The sequence below is a fragment of the Rheinheimera sp. WS51 genome (assembly GCF_050936095.1).
GTDB lineage: Bacteria > Pseudomonadota > Gammaproteobacteria > Enterobacterales > Alteromonadaceae > Alishewanella.
The window spans coordinates 118,371-141,098 of the sequence record NZ_JBOTRC010000002.1; the positions used below are offsets into that span (position 1 = coordinate 118,371).

A 22,728-nucleotide genomic window follows, 5' to 3' on the forward strand; every position below is an offset into this window, starting at 1 on the left:
GCTACAGCATGAAATTACATTCTATTAGCTTAAGTATTGCGCTTGCTTTAACAAGCAGCGTAGCAAGCTTAGGGTTTAGTGCAGCAGCATTAGGCCATGATATGGTGCCAGGTGTGGCACAACAGGGACCTATTTTATTAACGGGCTTAACGGTACATACCGTGGCCAATGGTGTTCAAGTTGATACTGATGTATTAATTGAACAAGGCAAAATTGCGGCTATTGGTAAAGATTTAACCGCGCCTGCTGGCGCCAATGTTATGGCGTTAGATGGTAAGCATCTTTATCCGGGGCTTATTGCCTTAGCTAACCAGTTAGGTTTAATTGAAATAGAAGCGGTACGTGCTACAAATGATACCCGTGAAGTTAGTAACACTAACCCAGATATTAGAGCAAAAGTGGCTTATAACGCTGACTCTGAAGTGATACCAACGGTTCGCAGTAATGGCTTTACTCACAGCATGATCTACCCAGATGGCTCAATGTTAATGGGCCAGTCTACTTTAATGCAGCTAGATTCTTGGAACTATCAAGATGCGATAACAAAAGACGATACTGGCTTACATGTTAATTGGCCTAATGCCGATACTATAGGATCACGCTGGAACCCTAAACCTGCCGATGAAGTACGTAAAAGTAATCAGAAGCAGCTAGCACAGTTACAACAGTATTTTGCTGAAGCGAAAGCTTACTATGATGCGGAGCAAGCCGGTTTAAACTACGGTAAAGATTCGCGCTGGCACGCTATGTTAGCCTTTTTTAGTGGTGACTTACCGTTATTTGTTCATGCCCATGATGCACGACAAATGCAGCAGGCTATGTTGCTTGCTAAAAAATATAATGTGTCTTTAACCATAGTGGGCGGTCGTGATAGTTGGCAGATTGCTGATCAATTAGCGGCTAATAATGTCTCGGTTATTTATACTGCCCCCTTTGGCTTACCAAGCCGTGTTGATGAGCAATATGCCCAAGCGTATAAAACGCCGGCTGTATTACAGCAAGCCGGGGTAAACTTTGCTTTATCACTAGACGGTTATTGGGATACTCGTAACTTAGTTTTTGCTGCTGGGCAGGCCATTAACTATGGTTTAACGCCTGAGCAAGCTTTACGCTCTGTCACAATAAATGCGGCTAAAATTGCGGGTACTGAAGCAACTTTAGGCAGTATTGAAGTGGGTAAGGCGGCAAGTCTAGTGGTGTCTGAGGGCGATATTTTTGATTATATTAGCCATAAAGTCAGCCATATGTGGATTGATGGTCGTGAAGTAGACCTAAATAACCGCAATAAGCAGCTATATAACAAGTATAAACAACGGATGAATTAAGTTATTCTTCGCGTAGAATTAACTTAGATTATAATTTTAAGCGCAAGTTTAGATTATGATCTGCAGTTATACACATAATGCCAGCATTTGCTGGCATTGTTTTTTCTAAAGTAAATAAAAGCTGTTTTTAGGAAAATAAATGAATAAAAACCTCGTGATAGCCCTTTGCGCCTTAGCAAGCTTAGCCAGTTGCAGCCAACCTTTTAACCAAGATAAACCAGCGGATATTAATATGGCGAATGCGACTAGCATAGAAGCCCATATGCAGTTTATTGCTTCTGATGAACTAGAAGGCCGGGATACCGGCAGCCGTGGCCACCTTATTGCGGCAAACTATGTTGCTAGCCAATTACAACGCTTAGGCTTAGAAGCGGCAGGTGATAATAATAGTTACTTTCAGCAGGTGCCGCTAAGAAAGGCGCGTTTAGTTGCCAATAGCGCTAGTTTTACCTTGCATGATAAGCAAGCAGGTGCAGAAACACAGCTAGACTTTGCTTATCCCAAAGCTTTTTTTACTGGGCCAAGTATGACCGAAACCGAACAACAAGTGCAGGCAGAGCTCGTTTTTGTTGGTTATGGCTTAGTGTCTAAAGAGTTTGGTTTAGATGATTATGCCGGCTTAGATGTAGAGAATAAAATTGTTGTTATGCTAAGTGGTCGCCCAGCTTATTTGCCAAGTGAAGAAGCGGCTCATATTTCCAGTTTAAAAAATGATATTGCCGCAGAGCGAGGTGCTGTAGGTGTTATTACCCTACACACGCCAGAGCGGGAAAAGGTTCGCCCTTACGCCACTAGCTTGTTATACCTAAACGCCCCTAGTATGGCTTGGTTAGATAGTACAGGCCAACCAGCTGCGCGCTACAGTAAATTAAAAGCCAGTGCTTATATGCATTATGATGCTGCAAAGGCGTTATTTACTAAAAGTCCAACATCACTTGAGCAAATTTTTCAGACTATAGCAGAAGATAAAATTCCTACCGGTTTTGAATTAGGTTTTTCAGCGACCTTATCGCGCCAGTCGCAACATGAAACAATTATTAGCCCTAATGTATTAGCGGTATTGCCAGGCTCTGATCCAGAGCTGGCCAATGAGTATGTAGTAATAACGGCTCATGCTGATCATATTGGCTTAAGCAACGATATTCGCAGCCAAGATAAAATTAACAATGGCGCTATGGATAATGCTGCCGGTGTTGCCATTTTATTAGAAACGGCGCGGATGTTTAGCGAGCTGAAAACCCCACCTAAACGGTCTATTTTATTTGCCATTGTAACGGGTGAAGAAAAGGGCTTATTAGGCGCAGATTACTTTGCTCAGTTTCCAACCCGGCCGCTTGAGTCGTTAGTGGCGAATGTGAACTTAGATATGCCAGTATTATTATATCCTTTTGCTGATATGATTGCCTTTGGTGCTAATCACTCTTCGTTGGGGCAGGTTGTGGCTAACGCTGCGGCAAAAGAGGGCATAGCGCTAAGTGCTGATCCTATGCCGGAGCAAGCGATATTTACCCGCTCTGATCACTACACTTTAGTTAAAAAGGGCGTACCTGCGGTATTTTTAATGACCGGTTTTACATCTAAAGATAGCAATTTAGATGGCGCTAAAATATGGGCTGATTTTTTTGCTAAGCATTATCATAAACCGTCGGACGATATTGTTAGTTTAACTAAAGAATATGGCGCTATTCGTTACGATGCTGGCGCTGTATTTGCCAATATTAATTTTAATATCGCCTTAGATGTGGCTAATACAGAGCAAAAACCCTATTGGTTAGAGCAAAGTTTTTTCTATCAATTGTTTGCACCTAAGACAAACTAATAATTTAAATCTCATTTATATTTAAGGGCTAAATGGGGGTTAACTGCAAATGGTTAACCACCTGCCCATTTTGTTTTAAAGCCTTCAGCTTGCAGAAATTGTTCAAGTAACTCGCGTTTATCAGCTTGGATTTCAATAACGCCGTCTTTAACTGCGCCACCACAAGCACATTTCTTTTTAAGTTTCGCTGTTAATTCGACAAGCTCAGCGTGTGACTTTGCAATACCGGTAATGGTTAATACCGCTTTACCTGCGCGGCCTTTTTTTTCTCGGCGTAGCCTAAGTATGCCATCAGGGTAGGCTGTGCCTGCAGTTTTATCTGACTTTTCTTTGCCAGCAGTGCCGCCATCGGTGCTGTAAACTAACTGGCTGTCTGCTGTGGCTGCTGGTGTCGTTGTTGTGTTAGCACCATTTTGGGCCTGCCAGTCGGCCAGAGAAAGCTTTTTACTCGACATTTTTAGTCCTATTTTAGTGCACAAAATTACTAAAACTGTGCGTTTTTATGTACAGATGCTTAGCTTAAACACTGTGTTGTTAGTGGGCAATAGTTTCTGGACTAGTTTGGTTTTTTATTTGCTTCTGCTAGAATGCGTTAAAACGTATAGGTATCTGGATGGCTATTATGAGCGATGTGGTTTTACAAGGTGCAATTAAACAAGGCAGCATTGGCATTGAACAGTATTTACAATTGAGCGGATTAGGCCAGTATTACCCTGATTTAACGGCAGATATTACGCCTTTGGTCAGCAAACATCAGTTGGCATTACAGCAATTTTTGGTTGAACATAAGGTGGATAATCTAAAATGGCAGTATCCGGTGCCGCAGTTAGGTGAAGGTGGAGCTTGCTCTATTTTCGCTGTGATGCAACCTGAGCCTTATGATTTAAAAGCGACACTAAGAGTTGGCACGGCTTTATCTGAGGCAACCGCATCGACTGCTTTAAGCCGGTTACAGGCTATTACTAATTACTATCAGCAAGCTACGGGCTTTGATTGGTTTGGTATTTATCAGGCAGTTGAAAACTTACAAGCAGAAGCAGTTTTAGTTAAATTAGCGTATTATGGTGGACCGTCGCGAGCGGAGTTTCCGTTAAATGAACAATTTGCTAAATACAGTAATAACAGTACTGTTGGTTTAACGGGTAGGGCGAAAATTATTAACCATGTTGCAGATTACGTTGCTGCTGGTGGGGAATATTATACTTGCGATCCAAAAGTAAGTGCTGAAGCCTGTTTGCCCTTATTTGACCAATCAGGCAAAATAGTCGGCATTATTGATGCTGAAGATTTTAATAATAACGTTTTTACTGCTGACGCCATTGCGTTACTTGTGGCTATTTGTATAACTGTGCCACAGTACTTGCCTTAACTTCAGCTGTTTTAATCACATTTAACCGTAGGTAGAACATTATGTTTGCTGATTTAAAAAGCGTGGCCACCGATCCTATTTTAGGCTTAATGGCGGCGTATAAAGAAGATCCGAATCCAAATAAAGTCGACTTAGGTGTTGGCGTATATAAAGATGAACAAGGCCATACAGCGGTTTTAAGCTGTGTTAAACAGGCAGAAGCATTACGGTTAAAGCAAGAAGACAGTAAAACCTATATTGGTATGGCCGGCGATCTTAACTTTAATACCCATATGGAAAAGTTAGCCTTTGGTGTTAGCCATAAAGCGTTATTAGCAGATCGCTTAACTACGGCTCATACTCCAGGTGGTACTGGTGCTTTGCGTGTGGCTGCCGAGTTTATTAAACGCGCTAACCCTAATGCAACGGTGTGGGTAACAACGCCAACTTGGGCTAACCATATTTCGTTATTTGAGTCTGCTGGTTTAAAAGTTAAAGAGTATGCTTATTACGATTACGAAACCCGTGGTTTAAACGAAGAAGCCATGTTTTCTGATTTAGCAAAAGTTCCAGCGGGTGATGTGGTATTAGTTCATGCTTGTTGCCATAACCCAAGTGGTATGGATTTAACTTTTGCTCAGTGGCAGCGTTTTACAGCCATAGCGCAAGAGCGAGGCTTTACGCCGTTAGTCGATATGGCGTATCAAGGCTTCGGTGCCGGTTTAGATGAAGATGCCGCCGGGTTACGTTATTTAGCCGATGCGGTTCCTGAGCTTATTTTATGTAGTTCATGTTCGAAAAACTTTGGTTTATATCGTGATCGCATTGGTGCTATTACTATTATGACTGAAAATAGTGCGACTACTCAGATTGCCAAAGTGAACCTATTAAGTGTAGTACGCAGTATTTACTCTATGCCGCCAGCTCATGGTGCCATTGTGGTAAGCCATATTTTAGATAGTGCTGAATTAACAGCTTTATGGCATCAAGAGCTAGCTGAGATGCGTAATAGGATTAATAGCTATCGTCAGTTAATTATTGATAAGTTAGCTGCAGAAGGTGTTAAGCAAGATTTTAGTTTTATTACGCGTCAACACGGTATGTTTAGCTTCTTAGGCTTAACCAAAGCACAAATTGCGACATTAAAAGCGGATTACAGTGTTTATATGGTCGATTCAAGCCGCGTGAGTATAGCGGGCTTAAACCACAGCAATATTGATTACTTCGCCGCGTCAGTGGCAAGTGTATTAAAAGTGTAGTTAAAGCAAAATTGAAACTAAAAAAACCGGCTGGGTAACAAGCCGGTTTTTTTATACTCAGACTCACCACTCAAAACTCACCACTCAACACTCACCACTCACCACTCATAACTCAGCATTCACAAACTCTCTAATGCTCGCCGCAACTTGCTTAGGCTGAGTCATATGGCAGTGATGGCCGCCTTGTTGGCTAACTAGGCTTAGCTGTTTGTAGGCCGCTGTGTGGTGCTGCATATGTTGATAAAACTTACTGTCGCTAGCTACTATGGCTAAGACGGGGCATTTAATAGCACTTATAATGGCCTGAACTTGCTCTGGCGTGTAGCGATAAAGTGAAACATGGCGTAATCGCATATCTGCGCGCCAGCTAATGCCAGATGTTTGCGCTATAGTGCCGCGCTGGCTTAGCAGAAGGGCAGTGTGATAATCGAAGTCACTTTGTGCTTGGCGAGCCTCTGTGGCTTGGTCAAGATCACGATAATTTATTTTTCGCGGCTTGCGATAGCGTTGACGCGAGCTAATTCCCATTCGTAATTGATCTGCGGCTTTATCGGCGGTTTCGCTAATGAGCCCTAGACTATCAATTAAAATAAGTTTACTGACCAATTCTGGAAAGCTGGCGGCTAGAGCACTGGCTACCATACCGCCCATAGAATGTCCGATAATGGTTAGGTTTTGCCAGCCTTGTTGCTGGCAAAAGCTGGCTATATCGTCTACCCAATCGACAAAATGATAGTGACTATCTGGGCTGCGATGAGCTGAATGGCCATGACCGGCAAATTCAAATGCTAGCAGTGCAGAGTGGGCTAATTCGGGGATTTGTGCTAATTCCTTGGCTAGCGGGATAAAACTAGCCGCATTATCTAGCCAGCCGTGTAAACATAAAATAGGTGCTGTCTGGCTTGGCGTTTTAGCTTGAATATGGCCAGCTAATATTGAGCAGTTAGTTAAAGCTGCATGCTGCAAATGGTTTACGGTAAAGGTTAAACAATGGGCTAAAGACATATCTACTAGATCAGCTTATAACAACAAGTAATTAGAACTAATTTACCAGAACAATGACTGGAACAAAAATAACGATTTCTATATAAGGTTAGCTCAGCTGAATTCGGCTTGTTTTGAGTTTAAGTATTGCCATTTTGGATAAGAAATATTTATTAATATTAATTCACTTGCTACTGTAATTTATAAACCAATTTATGCGATTTCATTGGGTTTTAATAATGTTAGCTTGCATATTTAGCCTAAATTTATGCATATTAAGCGATTGGTATGCATTTTTTGCTTGGGAATTATAAGCTAAAATAACGCTATCTGAACAGATTATTAACAGGTTGCATTAGAATAACTAATGGATTAGGGCTAGTTTAACTCGTTGGTCTAGTGAGTAGAAAATAGGCATAATAGCGCCATCTTAACTGCAGCACACTTTATCCTAACTTTATTATCGAGGTAGCCATGTCAACGTTAAACACAACAGTCAATAAATCAGTACAAAATTTAGGTGCAACAAATGCGGTTTCACGCCAAATTCAAATGCGTAAAATTAATCGCTTTTTAGGACAAGTAGGTAAGGCGTTATCATTAAGCTCGATGGTGAATACGAAATAAATCGTTTTTAGATAAGTGATGTATATGCGGTAAAAAGCCACACTATTTAGTGTGGCTTTTTTATTGGTTAAGCTAGCTGTTATAGCTTAAATCTTTTTATACTTAATGCGATGCGGCTCTAAGGCTGCGGCGCCGTAGGTGGCTTTAAGCCAAGCTTCATAATCTGAATAGTTACCTTCAAAGAAGTTAACTTTACCTTCATCGCGGTAATCTAGTATATGCGTGGCGATACGGTCTAGGAACCAACGGTCATGCGAGATAACCATGGCACAGCCTGGGAAGTCTAGTATGGCGTTTTCTAAGGCACGTAAGGTTTCGACGTCTAAGTCGTTGGTTGGCTCATCGAGTAACAACATATTGCCGCCAGCTTTTAATAGCGCGGCTAAATGCACTCGGTTGCGCTCACCACCTGATAAATCACCAATAAACTTCTGCTGATCATTACCTTTAAAGTTAAAGCGACCAACATAGGCACGGCTTGGGATTTGATAGGTGCCAATTTGTAGAATATCTTGGCCACCTGAGATCTCTTGCCATACGGTGTTTTTTGGGTTCATGCTATCGCGGAACTGTTCAACACTGGCAATATTAACGGTTTCACCGACGACGATTTCACCTGAATCTGGTTGCTCTGTGCCACTGATCATTTTAAATAAAGTAGATTTACCTGCGCCGTTAGGGCCGATAATACCAACGATAGCCCCTTTTGGAATGCTAAAGCTTAAATCATCAATAAGCAGGCGTTCACCAAATGATTTGCGCAGATTACTGATTTCTAGCACTTTATCACCTAAGCGTGGCCCTGGTGGTATAAATAGCTCGTTAGTTTCGTTACGCTTTTGGAAGTCTTGGCTTTGTAACTCTTCAAACCTTGCCATCCTAGCTTTACTCTTAGCATGACGGCCTTTAGGGTTAGTACGTACCCACTCTAATTCTTGTTGGATAGAGCGTTGACGGGCATTTTCAGTTTTTTCCTCTTGCTGTAAGCGAGCATCTTTTTGCTCTAACCAAGAAGAATAGTTGCCTTCCCAAGGAATACCGTAGCCACGGTCTAGCTCTAGGATCCAGCCGGCAACGTTGTCTAAGAAGTAACGGTCATGGGTTATGGCCACAACAGTACCAGGATAGTCGTGTAAAAAACGCTCTAACCAGGCAACAGATTCGGCATCTAAGTGGTTGGTTGGCTCATCGAGCAACAGCATATCTGGGCGCTCTAGTAGCAGGCGACAGATAGCAACCCGACGACGTTCACCACCGGATAAGTGCTCAATTTTTGCATCCCAAGCTGGCAATCTAAGGGCATCGGCTGCGCGCTCAAGAGTATTGTCTAAGTTATGGCCGTCTTTGGCTTGAATTAGAGCTTCTAGTTCGCCTTGTTCTTTGGCTAAGGCATCAAAATCAGCGTTTTCTTCAGCATAAGCGGCATAGACTTGATCTAAGCGGTTTAATGCTTCTTTAACATCTGCTACGGCTTCTTCCACAATTTCACGAACTGTTTTTTTGGTATCTAATTGCGGCTCTTGTGGTAAATAGCCTATTTTGGTGCCTGCAAGCGGTCTTGCTTCACCTTCAAATTCGGTATCAACCCCGGCCATGATCCGTAATAAGGTTGATTTACCCGCTCCGTTTAAACCTAAGACGCCAATTTTTGCGCCAGGAAAAAAGGATAAAGAAATGTCTTTTAAAATCGTGCGCTTAGGAGGAACTACCTTCGAGACACGATGCATGGAGTAGATATATTGGGCCATGATTTATTTATTCTAAATAGAGTCAATAGGTGAGGGTGATTGTACGCCATTTTCAACAAAGAATGAAAGATATGCCGCTGTTGCTTGTGGCTAAGTTTTAACAATAGCAGGGTTATTAAGCTTGAATGTGCTACTTTAAGTAAGTATTGCTAACATAAAGCCAAGAAGATGAGATATCACTCGCTTTTATAGCCTGTTTTCTGGTCTAATAGTGGCCAATAAAAAGTTGCACAGTAGAAGGTTAATATGAGTCAGTTTGCGCAAGATCCTACTTTTTTACGTTTTGTCGAACAAGCAAAAACCCATGGTGTGGTTTATGTATTGGCCGAAGGCGAAGATTTACTTGTTGTTGAATCGGTTGAGTTTGAAGATACTGACGTTATGCCATTTTGGTCTGATGAAGCTGCGGCATTGGCGCATTGCTCTGAAGAGTGGTCGGTATATAAGCCAGAAGCTATTCCATTAGATGTGTTTTGCGATGGTTGGTTAAAAGAAATGTATGATGATGGCGTATTAATTGGTACTGACTGGGACGAAAGCTTAAATGGCCCTGAAGTTGAGCCAAGAGAGTTATTAGAAGCGTTAGCATTAGTGCAATAATGGTTAAAACCATCAATTAGCATGGTGATTAATAGGCTAAATGGTTTTATGTTTTTGTAAGCCGTTTAGCTTTTTTGCTTTGTATTGCTGTACCTGAGGTAATTTGGAATTTGTTATGTTATCAAAAGAAGCAGAGTTAGTGCGTGATACCTTAATTAGTCGTGGCTTAGAAACCCCGATGTTAGATAATGATTTATCACGTGATGAAAAGTACACTAAAGTTAGACAGTTAATGTCTGAAGTCGTCAGCACCTTAGGCCTAGATTTAAATGATGACAGCCTAAATGAAACACCACATCGGATAGCGAAGATGTATGTTGATGAAATTTTTGCTGGCTTAAACTATGCTAACTTTCCAAAAATGTCGCTGATTGATAACAAGATGCAAGTGTCTGAAATGATTAAAGTGAAAGATATTAGCTTTACCAGTACTTGCGAACATCATTTTGTTACTATAGATGGCTATGCCACTGTTGCCTATATTCCAAGCGGCCGCATTATTGGTTTATCGAAAATAAATCGTATTGTTAGGTTTTTTGCCCAACGCCCGCAAGTGCAAGAGCGCTTAACGCAGCAAGTTTTAGTTGCCTTGCAAACCTTATTAGAAACAGATAATGTTGCCGTTACAATGGAAGCGGTACATTACTGCGTTAAGTCTCGTGGTGTTATGGATGTAAATTCAAAAACCCAAACCACAGCCTTAGGCGGTATTTTTAAAGACGATGGTCGTACTCGCGCCGAGTTTTTAGCTAATAATAGCTAAGCAAATTTTCCAACTCGCTAAAAAGTGACGAGTGTATTGCCATTATTCGTCACTGCTTCAGTATGAAGTTAGCCACTTGTCACTGTTACCATAGGCAATAAGTCACGGCTGTTAATAACTGACAACTTAGCTCAAACACTCAAAACTGAACACTCAAAATTAAACACTTAACACTAAGCACTAAGCACTAAGCCGGAGCATCTATGCGCATTTTTGCTGATGAAAATATGCCTTTAGTTCAGCAGTTTTTCTCTGATTTAGGCCAAGTGACTCTGTTTAATGGCCGTAATGTGACAGCAGAACAATTAGCTGAGGCCGAAGTCTTACTGGTTCGTTCGGTAACTCAGGTTGATCAAGCCTTATTGCAGACTAATTCGAACTTAGCCTTTGTTGGCACGGCAACTATAGGCTTAGAGCATATTGATCAAAGCTATTTAGCCAAACGTCAGATCCCCTTTACTAATGCGCCAGGGTGTAATGCCCAGTCGGTCGTTGAATATGTATTAAGTAGTCTGTGGTTTTTAGCCCAGCGTTATCAATGGCAACTGCAGCAAAAAACAATTGGGGTTGTCGGTGTTGGTAATATTGGTAGCCGTTTGGCTAAAAGCTTAAAGTTACTCGGCGCTAAGGTACTAGTATGCGATCCGTTGCGGCAGCAGCAAGAGCCTAGTTTCCCTGGGCCTGACTTTGAGGCGGTTGATTTTAATCGTTTATGTCAGCAAGCCGATATTATTAGTTTTCATACTCCTTTGCAGCGCGATGGTGACTTCGCTACCGAGCATTTATTAAATGCTAAAACCTTAGCCATGCTTAAACCAGACTGTGCCATTATTAATGCTGCTCGTGGTGGAATTATAGATAATAAAGCACTTTTAGCCGAAGCAGAGGCTTTAGTCGAGCAAGGTAAGAAAAGGCCGCTAGTACTAGATGTATGGGAAGGTGAGCCGGACATTTTAATGGCCTTAGTGCCTTATGCTGATATTGCGAGCGCTCATATTGCTGGTCATAGTATAGAAGGTAAAGCCAGAGGAACAGAAATGCTGTACCTTGCACTATGCCAGCAGCTAGGCTTGCAACCTAAGCATAGTTTAGCTGATTTTTTAGCCTCGCCTGCAGTTGAGAAAGTACAGATAACCCCAAATTTTGGGGTTCCAGATGTCCAAAATTTAGCAAAGCTGTTATATGATGTGTCACGTGATGATGCGATATTTCGTCATTCACTCACGGATAAAGGTTTTGACTGGATCCGGAAAAACTATCCAGCAAGACGAGAATTTAGCTCATTACAGCTTAGTGGTACTGCGGTGCCGAATTGGTTATTACAATTAGGTTTTAGCCAGGAACAATAATTAAAGAGGAGCAGTCATGGCGTCGCAATTTAATGTTGCTGTGTTAGGTGCAACAGGATTAGTAGGTAAGCTAATAATTGAATTATTAGAAGAGCGCGGTTTTCCGGTAGATAGGTTATATCCTTTAGCCAGTAGTCGCTCTGCGGGTGAGACCATTAGTTTTAAAGGAAAAAGCATTAAGGTACAAAATGCTGATCAATTTGATTGGTCACAAGCCCATATTGCTTTCTTTTCAGCTGGTGGCAATGTGTCAGCGCAATATGCGCCTATAGCGGCAGAAGCAGGCTGTATTGTTATTGATAATACATCACATTATCGTTATGAGCCTGATATTCCATTAGTGGTGCCAGAGGTTAACCCGCAGGCTTTAGCCGATTATAGAAACCGCAATATTATCGCTAACCCAAATTGTTCAACCATTCAAATGTTAGTGGCGCTAAAACCTATTTATGATGCAGTAGGCATTAGCCGAGTGAACGTAGCGACTTACCAGTCAGTTAGTGGCGCTGGCCAAAGTGCCGTTGAAGCCTTAGCGCATGAAACTGCACAGTTAATGAATGGCAGACCTATAGATAAAGAAGGCCAGTTTGCAAGGCAAATTGCTTTTAATGTTATTCCACAAATTGATGTGTTTATGGATAACGGGTACACCAAAGAAGAAATGAAAATGCACTGGGAAACTCAGAAGATTTTTGCCGATGATCATATTGCTGTTAACGCTACCGCAGTGCGGGTACCGGTTTTTTATGGCCATGCTGAAGCGGTGCACATTGAAACTAGGATGCCGATTAGCGTTGATGAAGTAAAAGCCTTATTAGCCAATAGTCCTGGGGTGAGTTTAGTTGAAAATAATGAAGACTTTCCTACTCAAGTCTGTTCAGCAAGTGGCCAAGACGAGGTGTATGTAGGCCGGATCCGCCAAGATATTTCACATGAAAATGGTTTAAACATGTGGGTTGTTGCTGACAATGTGCGTAAAGGCGCGGCAACTAACAGTATTCAAATTGCTGAGTTATTAATTAGTGAATACTTTTAATCTGGCTTAGCGGCTTAGCTATCTAAGCCAGCTTAATTTTTAAGTTTGATTTAAATTAGCTCCTGATGGGGCTAATTTTTTGCCTATTAAACGAGGTATAAATAATAAAACTCAAGGTTTGCTGATGTAAAACAAGTGAATGGATGTAATATAGTTTTATTGAAGACTATACTATTTTCATGCTTTTACGTAGATTAACCTAGGGTTCAATTTTTTATTGGTCTAGAATAAAAAGTTGGAGCATTATTTGCTTACATTTTGTTGTAGTAACGTAGATTATTGCTATTTTAGCTTTGTTTATGAGAGATGGTTGCCATAGTTGGCTAGGGGATATCAATGCCGGTGTTATTCGTTATATTTTTTGCTGTACTTGTCAATTTTTCGGCGCCGTTATTCGCGCAAGACAATAGTGTACAAATTCGTGGGCCTAGAGGTACAGATACCTTGGCACAGCAAAAAAGTATTGGTCCTTTAAGTGCAGATGATACCTTATGGCGCGTTGCTGAGCAGTTAAGACCTAATTCAAACGTGAGCTTGTATCAGGTAATGTATGCAATTTATAAAAAAAATCCTGACGCATTTTTAGAAAATAATTTAAATCATTTAAAACCCAATTCAGTATTAGCCGTTCCTACCTTAGAAGAAGTGTTTAACGTCGATTTAGCGCAAGCAAAACAAAAGTCTGAACAAGACGATAAAATATGGGCGCAGCGACAACAACGGGCTAAAACGACAATTCTAGCTGAAAAAGCGGCTAACACAAGCAAGGCTAATTCAAATCAAGCTATTGCGAATAACGCAATCGCTAACACCACAACAACTTCTTCCCCAGCATCTACTGGCCCTTGGCAGCAAGAATTAGAGACCTTAACCGAGCAACAACGGCAACAGCTAACAGATTTACGCAGCAAGTTTGAAGATTCTGTTCAGCAAGTGCAGTCTTTAGCAATTGAAAACCAACAGTTAAGAAGCAGTTTAAGCAGCATCCAAACTGAATTAGAAAACTTAAAACAGCAATTGGGCCAAGATGGCGAATTACAACAACAATTAGCCAGCCTATTAGCGCAACAGGCCGAGCTATTAAAGGCTAATTCGGAATTAAAGGCGCAAAGTAACCAAGATAGTGTTTGGCAAAGTGCATTAAAAAGTCCCTTAGTTTGGATATTGGCTGCCAGTATTCCTGCTTTAATTATGCTGTTTAGTGTTTTGTTGCTAATAAAGCGCAGAGGCAAACAAACAGAGGAAGTGGTTAATGCGGTGCAGTTATCTGAAACACCTGATCCAAACTATCAGTCGCCATTACCGCCGTTAGACGCAAATGATGACTTTGATGAAAGCCTATTTGAGCTTGATGATGCGCTGTTAGATGAGTCTTTTGTTGATGTTGAAGATGTTCAAGATGAGCAAAAGCCGCAAACTGATTTAGATGATAACTTATTAGATTTTGGCGATGAGCTACTAGATGATGAGTCGGTTTTAGCTGAAGTGACAGCCGCTGAAAAGCCAGAGGAAGAGCCTTTTGATCCGGATCAGATTTTATCTGATACCGATATTTCAGCTTTATTAATGGCTGAAGAAGAAGATGAAGAGCTAGATGAATTAGCTGAAGCGACTGATGCTAATAACACTGTATTAGATGAAGCGGCACTGCTTGACGATGAACTCATTGATGATATTTCTGACTTACTTGATGAGCCCACAGCTGAGACGAAAAATACTGATGATGAGCCTGAGTTATCGGATGAACTTTTAGCTGGTTTTACTGGCAGTCAGGTGGCGACTAACTCTGATACAGATAAAACACCTGAGCTACCGGAAGCTGAACAGGAGTTAACCGCATTAGAAGATTCGCTAACAGAGCAAGCTGACAGTGAATTAAGCGAAGCGTTACAGCCTGAACAAACGGCAAACCAAACTGAAAATAATGCAGCAGGTTTATCAGATGCTGATTTAATAGAGCAAGCACTTGATGAAACCAGCGATGAAGCTGAAACAGAAGCCGAAATTGAGGCAGAAGACGACACTGAGTTAGAAGCGGTAGTTAAATTAGAAGACGACACTGAGTCAGAAGCGGTAGCTGAATTAGAAGACGATGTTGATTCAGAAGCGGTAGTTGAATTAGAAGACGATGCTGATTCAGAAGTGGTAGTTGAATTAGAAGACGATGCTGAGTCAGAAGCGGTAGTTGAATTAGAAGACGATGCTGAGTCAGAAGCGGTAGTTGAATTAGAAGACGATGCTGAGTCAGAAGCGGTAACTGAAACAGAGGAAGAAACAACAGCAGAAACTACTGAGCCTGATCAAGAAGATAGTCTAACAGAGCAAGGCCGTGAATTAGCGATTGCACTTCAGCAAACTCAGGCTGAAGAGGATTCGCTAGTTAAAGCAGCATTAGCTGAAGAGCAGCAGCAAGATGCTGATGATGAAACCTTATTAACAGATATTGATGAGTTTGATAGCAGTGAGCTTAATGAAGTTACAGATAGTTTAGATCAAGAACATGCACCTGATTTATCCGCCTCTGATGATGGCTCTGTAGCTAAAGTTACTGATGCCAGTTTATCAGTTGAAAACCCAAGTCAGATGCTTGAGCAATATCCGACATTAGATTTATCTGAAGATGATTTATCCTTAGATATTGAAGAACTATCTGCATCAGAATTTACCGATAATGACACTGAGTTATTAAGTGATGAAGAAGTGGAGGTTGATCCTCTATCTGAACAACAATTCGACTCGCTTATGGGCGAGTTAGAAGCGATAGCGGGTAATTCAGACAAAGACGAGGCTGATGAAACAGAGTTCGAATTAAATACCGCTGATATTACAGATGTAGCACAAGTTGATAATACCGATTTTGACTTCACTGATGATGACTTTGTTGAAATTGATAAGCTACTAGCTGCCACAGACGAACAAGAAAGCGATCCTGAGCGCTTTAATCAACTTAATGTTGATGTTGGTTTAGATGAATTTGCCGATGTTATTGGTAATCCACAAGCCCATGATGTTGATCAAGATGATAATGGTTTTGCGGCTAAGTTAGATTTAGCCCGTGCTTATATTGAAATGGATGATCAAGAAAGTGCTGCCGGTATTTTAGAGGGTATTTTAGCATCTGAAGCAGCAGAGCATGTTAAGCAAGAAGCGGCAGCCTTAAAATTAAAGTTATAAGGCCTACTGCTGTTGCTAGCTTAAATTAGCTTTGGCCAATAAATTAATGCTTGTTTTGTAAAATATCATAGTACTGAATGCAAACGACTGTATAAACTTTAGTTCTACGTTATAATCGCCGCGTTATAATACAAGGGGTTTGTATGCGGATTGCATTAGGTATTGAATATGATGGCGCAGCATTTTATGGCTGGCAAAGACAACGTGAAGTTAATAGTGTTCAGCAAGAGTTAGAGACGGCTTTATCAACTATTGCTAATCAGCCTATAGAGGTTTTTTGTGCTGGCCGTACCGATGCTGGCGTGCATGCTACAGGCCAAGTTGTTCATTTTGATACCCCTGTGATACGTGATAATCGCTCTTGGGTTATGGGGACAAATTCACAATTACCTGATGCTGTGTCTGTGCGTTGGGCTATGCAAGTGCCTGATGACTTTCATGCTCGCTTTAGTGCCACTGCACGTCGTTATAGATATATAATTTATAACCATAAATATCGCCCTGCTATATTGCGTGCAGGTTTAAGCCATTACCATCAGAGTTTAGATACAGACTTAATGCAGCAAGCGGCAGTGCATTTGTTAGGCGAGCATGATTTTAGTTCCTTTAGAGCTGTGCATTGTCAGTCACGTTCGCCATTTCGTAATATTCATCATTTAACGGTAACACGCCATAATGACTATATCGTTATTGATATTAAAGCGAATGCGTTCTTGCATCATATGGTACGTAATATTACTGGCTGTTTACTTGAAGTGGGTATGAAGCTTAGACCACCAGAGTGGTTGGCTGAGTTATTAGTGGAAAAAGATCGTAGTTTAGCCGCGGCGACGGCCAAACCCGGTGGTTTATACTTAGTTGGTGTAGACTATCCTGAGCAGTTCGCTATTCCTGCATTAGCAGGCGGGCCGCTGTTTTTGCCTAGTTAAGGGCACTACTAAGACCAGTTTTCTGTGTCTTGTCTGGGTGGTTTTGTGCTTTAATGCGCACTATATATCAAATTTTCGGCGTTTTAACGTTTTTACTACCAAGCAGTCTTGGTCGTTAGCTATAGGAAACACTTATGAGTTGGTTAGAAAAAATCCTGCCTAGAACATCGTCATCTTCTTCTCGTCGAAATATACCTGAGGGTGTCTGGACTAAATGTACCTCTTGCGAAGCGGTATTATACCGTGCAGATTTAGAGCGTAACTTGGGTGTTTGCCCTAAATGTGATCACCATATGCGGGTATCGGCAAGAACGCGTTTAAATCATTTTTTAGATGCTAATAGCGGTAAAGAACTAGCCGCTGATTTAGAGCCACAAGATTTACTTAAGTTTAAAGATAGCAAGCGGTATAAAGATCGCCTAGTAGCAGCGCAAAAACAAACCAATGAAAAAGATGCCATGATAGTGATGCATGGCACCTTACAAGAAATGCCGATTGTTGCTGCCTCTTTTGAGTTTGAGTTTATGGGCGGCTCTATGGCTTCTGTGGTTGGTGCTAAGTTTGTTGCCGGTGTTGAATATGCATTAGAACACAAGATACCTTTTGTGTGCTTTTCTGCCAGTGGTGGTGCTCGGATGCAAGAAGCTTTATTTTCACTAATGCAAATGGCTAAAACCAGTGCGGCTTTAGCTAAATTAAGTGAGCAGGGCCTACCTTATATTTCAGTATTAACTGATCCAACGATGGGCGGGGTGTCTGCCAGCTTAGCTATGCTAGGTGATGTTAATATTGGTGAGCCTAAGGCCTTAATTGGTTTTGCTGGTCCTCGGGTTATAGAGCAAACGGTTCGTGAGAAACTACCTGAAGGTTTTCAGCGTAGCGAGTTCTTATTAGAACACGGTGCCATTGATATGATAGTTGACCGACGAGAAATGCGCGATACAATTGCCAGACTTGTCGCTAAATTTATGCAGCTACCAGCTCCGGTTTCGGAGAACGACGCCGCTTAAGGGTTTATGTCAACTACAACGTTAAACAGCCAATCGTGTCAGACTCTGGACGATTGGCTTTGTTATATAGAGCAAAGCCATCCAATTGATAAAATTGACTTAGGGCTTGCACGGGTTGAAGCCGTTGCAGCTAAAGGCCAATTACAGGATCTCCCTGGCAAAAAAGTACTGATTGCCGGAACGAATGGTAAGGGCACCACTGCGTGCTGTATTGAGCAACTATTGTTAGCACAAGGCGCAACAGTGGGCGTTTATAGTTCGCCACATTTATTGCGCTTTAATGAAAGGCTGCGCATTAATGGCCAAGATGTAGCAGATGATGACTGGTTAGCTGCGTTTGCCTTTGTTGAGCAGTTACGTGGCGATGTAGGGCTGACTTACTTCGAGTTCACTACCTTAGTGTCGTTTTACTTACTACGACAAGCTAAGTTAGATTATTGTCTTATAGAAGTTGGCCTAGGTGGTCGCCTTGATGCAACCAATATCATTCAGCCTGATGTCAGTGTTATTACTACCATAGATTTAGATCATCAAGATTGGCTAGGTAATGATCGCAATGTAATAGGCCGCGAAAAAGCAGGGATATTTCGATCTGATTCGGTTGCTGTTATTGGTGAATTAGCTATTCCTGATTCGGTATTAGCTTATGCTGATGAGCTTAAGTGTACAACTTGTGTGCTAAATACAGATTATAGATATAGTGTAACCGATAACGGCTGGCATTGGCGAAGTGCTGATACCAGCTATAATGAGTTAGCTTTAACAGCAATCCCTGTACAAAATGTTGCCTGTAGCTTAGCTGTTTTACAGCAACTACAACGTTTACCTAATATAGAGTTATTGAATGCTGAGCTAAAAAAATTAAGTCTAGTTGGTCGTATGCAATGGTTGCAACACCAACCTGATATTATACTGGATGTGGCTCATAACCCGCAGTCAGCTCAATACTTAGCGCAGCAACTTACTCTTTTAAAGCCAAAGTACACACGCATTATTACGTTAGTGGGGATGCTTAAAGATAAAGACATTAAACAGACTCTATTGCCTTTATTGCCTATAATTGATCATTGGCATCTTGCTACGTTAAATGGCGTTCGTGGTGCAACTTCCGAGCAGCTAACACAGGCGCTAAAGTCACTAAGCTCAACGGCTGCTGAGGTAACACTACACTCTGATGTTGTCTGTGCCTTTCAACAGTTGAAATTTCAATTGCAACCAGATGATTTATTAGTAGTATTTGGATCTTTTGTTACTGTTTCAGCTGTATTGTCAGAATTTAAGGAGTCACTATGACAGCTGCATTTAAACATCGTTTATTAGGAACGGTTATTCTTGTTTTAGCCGGTGTGATTTTTCTGCCCGACTTACTTGATGGCGAAAAGCAAATTGTTAAAGATGACTTTAAAGTTATCCCTGCGCGACCTGAGTTTGAAGCTGTGCCTAATCAACAAGCTGTTGAGTCGCAATCTATGTCTGCTGTTCATGCTGAAGTCGCAAGCCAGACGACAGATGAGCCTGTTCTTGATCAAGATGCAGAGACTTCATCGGTAATAGAACAAACGGAGCAGCTACCTTCACAAGAGTATGCTCAAGTGACAGTAACAGAAAACACAAAATCAACAGCCCAGAATACCGTCAAGCGGACAGAGTCTGCATTAAATAATGCGGCTTTAGCCGGATCTGCCTGGGTTGTAAGGGTAGGGAGTTTTAGTAAAGAGCAAAATGCCAATGCGCTAATGGCCAAATTACGCCAAGCGGGCTTTGCCACTTTTACCCGTTCTGTGACCAATAGTAATGGTTTACAATTAACCAGTGTGATTGTTGGGCCTGAATTGAAAAAAGAAAATTTAGAACAACAATTACCTAAGTTAATAAAGTTAACGGGGACAGAGCGTTTACGAATAGTGAATTATCAACCAACAGAAAATAATTAGCCAATTGGCCATTAGCTTTGGTAGAATATGCGCCGTCTTATAACAACCTTTGGTAGCAAATGGTCTGGGTTGATTTTGCCATTTTGGCAGTTATAGCATTATCTTCAGTGATTAGCCTCGTTAGAGGCTTTGTCAAAGAAGCCGTCTCTCTTGCGGTCTGGTTTTTGGCTTTTTTTATTGCCAGCCAATATTATCCTCATTTAGCTAGCTTACTGACATCTATGTCTGAGCCAACTATTCGCAATGCATCAGCAATTGCAATTTTATTTGTTAGCAGTTTGCTAATTGGTGCCCTTATTAATTATGTCATTAGTAAATTAGTGCAAACAACAGGTTTGTCGGGTACTGATCGTATTCTAGGCCTAGTTTTTGGCGCCTTACGCGGTGTACTTATTGTAAGTGCAGTGCTGTTTTTTATGGATGCTTTTACCCCTGCTGCATCAGCATCATGGTGGAGTAGCTCTGTATTAATCCCTGAGTTTGGTTTTATCATTGAGTGGTTCTTTAGCTATATTCAGAACCATTCTAGTTTTATGCAACAGCCTTAGTACGGGCGAGGAATATTTCATGTGTGGTGTTGTCGGTATAGTTGGAAAGTATCCTGTAAATCAAGCCTTATATGATGGCTTAACGGTGTTGCAACACCGCGGTCAAGATGCTGCAGGTATTGTTACTATTGATCATAATAATACGCTGAAATTACGTAAAGCGAATGGTTTAGTTAAAGATGTATTTGAAGTACGCCATATGCAACGTTTAGCTGGAAATATAGGCTTAGGCCATGTGCGTTACCCTACAGCTGGTTCATCAAGTACTGCTGAGGCTCAGCCTTTCTATGTTAATAGCCCATTTGGTATTGCTTTAGCCCATAATGGTAACTTAACTAATTCGCATTTATTAGTTGAAGATATTTTCCGTATTGCTAAGCGGCATATTAATACTACGTCAGACTCTGAAGTGTTATTAAATGTTTTGGCGCATGAATTACAAAATACCGGTGTCATGCAGTTGCAGCCAGAGCATATTTTCCGTGCAGTAGCAAACTTACACCGTAAGGTTCGGGGCGCTTATGCCGCTGTTGCCTTAATTATTGGTCATGGTTTATTGGCCTTTAGAGATCCTAACGGTATTCGTCCTTTAGTGATGGGTAAACGTGAAACTGAGCTTGGCACTGAATATATGGTGGCCTCAGAAAGCGTTGCTTTAGATGCTGATGGCTATACTGTTATGCGGGATGTTTCTCCCGGTGAAGCGGTTTATATTACAGAAGAGGGTGAGTTACACACTTTCCAATGTGCTGAGAACCCAAGTTATACACCTTGTATTTTTGAATACGTTTATTTTGCTCGTCCAGACTCGACTATTGATAATATTTCAGTTTATGCATCACGTGTTGCAATGGGCGAGATGTTAGGTGAAAAGATTAAACGTGAATGGGCCCATTTAGACATTGATGTGGTTATTCCTATTCCAGAAACTAGTACTGATACGGCCTTAAAAATTGCCACGGTTTTAGGTTTACCTTACCGCCAGGGCTATGTGAAAAACCGTTATATTGGTCGTACTTTTATAATGCCTGGCCAAGAGGCTCGCAAAAAATCAGTTAAGCGTAAACTTAATGCGATTTGGCAAGAGTTTAAAGGTAAAAACGTATTATTAGTAGATGACTCTATTGTGCGTGGCACGACGTCTAAGCAAATTATTGATATGGCTCGTGAGGCAGGTGCAAAGAAAGTTTACTTTGCTTCTGCAGCGCCTGAGGTACGTTTTCCGAATGTGTATGGTATAGATATGCCATCAGCTAACGAGTTAATTGCTCATGGCCATGATGTTGATAACATCTGCGACATTATTGGTGCAGATGGTTTAATTTTCCAATCACTACCTGACTTAGTTGATGCTGTACGTTTAGGTAACCCAGATATTAAACGTTTTGATACCTCAGTGTTTGATGGCTGCTATGTTACTAATGATATTGATCAAGAGTACTTAAATCGCTTAGAGCAATTGCGTAATAATGATGCGAAAGCGAAAGCGGATGCCGCAATGGCAACCGATTTAGAAATGTATAACGAAGGCTAATTTTTAAAGTAGTTTATTCGCTTAGTAAAAAAAGGCAGTCTTAGACTGCCTTTCTTATTACTAAAGCAAAAAGCTTGAGTAATACCTTTTACTTTGAGTACCTATTTAGTGTGAAAAGGCCGGGCCGAAGCCGTGATGCCATAAAATTACAGTACCGGCTAAAATACACATCAACAATACCATTCCAGCTGTAACAACCGAACTAGCATAAATAAAGCCACGATCTTCAGGGATATGCATAATAATAGGCACACCTACGTACAGTAAGTAAACTGAATAGGTTAATCCAACGAGCCCAGCGACAACTATGACCCATAACTCTGGGTACAAACCAGCAAAACCAACCATAAACATGGGGGTTGCAGTGTAGGCTGCTAGTTCAAGAGTTTGGGTATAACTGGGTTTGGCACCAAAGGTAATTGCCATCCAGTTAGCGAGAAAACTTAAAGCAAATACTCCGCCTATTAAAGCAAAGTACATACCAATGGCCATAATTCTAGCGCTTTGTGCTGTTAGCATAATACGTTCGCCTGCACCTATGCTCCAACCTAGGTGAACAGCTGAGTAGTAAGCACATAACGCAGGAATTAAAGCAATTAGCATAATGTGAATTATGCTATAACGAAAACTTTCATGTCGTGTATCTATGGAATGCCATTCTTGCTTTGGATGTGCATATAGACCCCATAAGTGATTCAATATCATAATTATTATCCTTGTCACTTCCTAATACGACCAGAT

General features: G+C 41.3%; 20 protein-coding genes. 16 read left to right on the forward strand and 4 right to left on the reverse strand.

Annotation, left to right across the window (positions count from 1 at the left end):
* The first annotated feature begins 8 nt into the window (after positions 1–8).
* Both ACRCA4_RS04350 and ACRCA4_RS04355 read left to right on the forward strand, forming a co-directional pair.
* Entirely contained in the window at positions 9–1,325 is a 1,317-nt protein-coding gene (locus ACRCA4_RS04350) for an amidohydrolase family protein (protein WP_433184696.1), read from the forward strand.
* 139 nt (positions 1,326–1,464) lie between these two features.
* A complete protein-coding gene (locus ACRCA4_RS04355; protein WP_433184699.1) occupies positions 1,465–3,144 on the forward strand; it encodes a M28 family metallopeptidase in 1,680 nt (559 codons plus the stop codon).
* Between the two features lie 53 nt (positions 3,145–3,197).
* Here the strand turns inward: ACRCA4_RS04355 and ACRCA4_RS04360 are convergent, their stop codons facing one another.
* Positions 3,198–3,599, reverse strand: coding sequence for a translation initiation factor (locus tag ACRCA4_RS04360; protein WP_433184702.1), 402 nt, complete (start codon positions 3,597–3,599; stop codon positions 3,198–3,200).
* A gap of 158 nt (positions 3,600–3,757) precedes the next feature.
* Between ACRCA4_RS04360 and ACRCA4_RS04365 the strand changes: the two genes are divergently transcribed.
* Together ACRCA4_RS04365 and ACRCA4_RS04370 are read left to right on the forward strand one after the other, a co-directional pair.
* Entirely contained in the window at positions 3,758–4,513 is a 756-nt protein-coding gene (locus tag ACRCA4_RS04365; protein WP_433184705.1) for a GAF domain-containing protein, read from the forward strand.
* Positions 4,514–4,554: 41 nt separating this feature from the next.
* On the forward strand, positions 4,555–5,751 hold the full coding sequence (locus ACRCA4_RS04370) for an aromatic amino acid transaminase (protein WP_433184708.1): 1,197 nt from the start codon (positions 4,555–4,557) through the stop codon (positions 5,749–5,751).
* A 105-nt stretch (positions 5,752–5,856) separates the two neighbouring features.
* Here the strand turns inward: ACRCA4_RS04370 and ACRCA4_RS04375 are convergent, their stop codons facing one another.
* Positions 5,857–6,756 carry an alpha/beta fold hydrolase gene (locus ACRCA4_RS04375; protein ID WP_433184711.1) on the reverse strand — a complete coding sequence of 300 codons (900 nt, stop codon included), beginning with the start codon at positions 6,754–6,756 and terminating at the stop codon, positions 5,857–5,859.
* 453 nt (positions 6,757–7,209) lie between these two features.
* Here ACRCA4_RS04375 and ACRCA4_RS04380 point away from each other — a divergent pair, with 453 nt between their 5' ends.
* On the forward strand, positions 7,210–7,362 hold the full coding sequence (locus ACRCA4_RS04380) for a hypothetical protein (RefSeq protein WP_433184714.1): 153 nt from the start codon (positions 7,210–7,212) through the stop codon (positions 7,360–7,362).
* Positions 7,363–7,448: 86 nt separating this feature from the next.
* Here ACRCA4_RS04380 and ettA read toward each other — a convergent pair whose 3' ends face one another.
* Complete coding sequence (gene ettA / locus ACRCA4_RS04385; RefSeq protein ID WP_433184717.1) at positions 7,449–9,110, reverse strand: energy-dependent translational throttle protein EttA; 1,662 nt, start codon at positions 9,108–9,110, stop codon at positions 7,449–7,451.
* 246 nt (positions 9,111–9,356) lie between these two features.
* Between ettA and ACRCA4_RS04390 the strand changes: the two genes are divergently transcribed.
* From ACRCA4_RS04390 to purF, 11 genes are all read left to right on the forward strand, one after another.
* Entirely contained in the window at positions 9,357–9,710 is a 354-nt protein-coding gene (locus tag ACRCA4_RS04390) for a DUF2750 domain-containing protein (RefSeq protein WP_313909568.1), read from the forward strand.
* A gap of 115 nt (positions 9,711–9,825) precedes the next feature.
* Entirely contained in the window at positions 9,826–10,473 is a 648-nt protein-coding gene (folE, locus tag ACRCA4_RS04395; protein ID WP_433184720.1) for a GTP cyclohydrolase I FolE, read from the forward strand.
* A gap of 203 nt (positions 10,474–10,676) precedes the next feature.
* The gene (locus ACRCA4_RS04400; RefSeq protein ID WP_433184723.1) at positions 10,677–11,822 is read left to right on the forward strand and encodes a 4-phosphoerythronate dehydrogenase; all 1,146 of its coding nucleotides are present in this window, start codon (positions 10,677–10,679) and stop codon (positions 11,820–11,822) included.
* A 16-nt stretch (positions 11,823–11,838) separates the two neighbouring features.
* Positions 11,839–12,858, forward strand: a complete 1,020-nt coding sequence (locus ACRCA4_RS04405) for an aspartate-semialdehyde dehydrogenase (RefSeq protein WP_433184726.1) — start codon at positions 11,839–11,841, stop codon at positions 12,856–12,858.
* Between the two features lie 336 nt (positions 12,859–13,194).
* The gene (locus ACRCA4_RS04410; RefSeq protein WP_433184728.1) at positions 13,195–16,032 is read left to right on the forward strand and encodes a FimV/HubP family polar landmark protein; all 2,838 of its coding nucleotides are present in this window, start codon (positions 13,195–13,197) and stop codon (positions 16,030–16,032) included.
* Positions 16,033–16,175: 143 nt separating this feature from the next.
* A complete protein-coding gene (gene truA / locus ACRCA4_RS04415; RefSeq protein WP_433184731.1) occupies positions 16,176–16,961 on the forward strand; it encodes a tRNA pseudouridine(38-40) synthase TruA in 786 nt (261 codons plus the stop codon).
* 134 nt (positions 16,962–17,095) lie between these two features.
* On the forward strand, positions 17,096–17,971 hold the full coding sequence (gene accD / locus ACRCA4_RS04420; RefSeq protein WP_433184734.1) for an acetyl-CoA carboxylase, carboxyltransferase subunit beta: 876 nt from the start codon (positions 17,096–17,098) through the stop codon (positions 17,969–17,971).
* Between the two features lie 6 nt (positions 17,972–17,977).
* Positions 17,978–19,264 carry a bifunctional tetrahydrofolate synthase/dihydrofolate synthase gene (gene folC / locus ACRCA4_RS04425; RefSeq protein WP_433184737.1) on the forward strand — a complete coding sequence of 429 codons (1,287 nt, stop codon included), beginning with the start codon at positions 17,978–17,980 and terminating at the stop codon, positions 19,262–19,264.
* On the forward strand, positions 19,261–19,905 hold the full coding sequence (locus tag ACRCA4_RS04430) for an SPOR domain-containing protein (protein WP_433184741.1): 645 nt from the start codon (positions 19,261–19,263) through the stop codon (positions 19,903–19,905). The genes folC and ACRCA4_RS04430 overlap by 4 nt, the downstream gene beginning before the upstream one ends.
* Positions 19,906–19,964: 59 nt before the next feature.
* A complete protein-coding gene (locus ACRCA4_RS04435; protein WP_433184744.1) occupies positions 19,965–20,453 on the forward strand; it encodes a CvpA family protein in 489 nt (162 codons plus the stop codon).
* A gap of 19 nt (positions 20,454–20,472) precedes the next feature.
* On the forward strand, positions 20,473–21,987 hold the full coding sequence (gene purF / locus ACRCA4_RS04440; protein WP_433184747.1) for an amidophosphoribosyltransferase: 1,515 nt from the start codon (positions 20,473–20,475) through the stop codon (positions 21,985–21,987).
* 105 nt (positions 21,988–22,092) lie between these two features.
* Here the strand turns inward: purF and ACRCA4_RS04445 are convergent, their stop codons facing one another.
* A complete protein-coding gene (locus tag ACRCA4_RS04445; protein ID WP_433184750.1) occupies positions 22,093–22,692 on the reverse strand; it encodes a Yip1 family protein in 600 nt (199 codons plus the stop codon).
* Between the last annotated feature and the right edge of the window lie 36 nt (positions 22,693–22,728).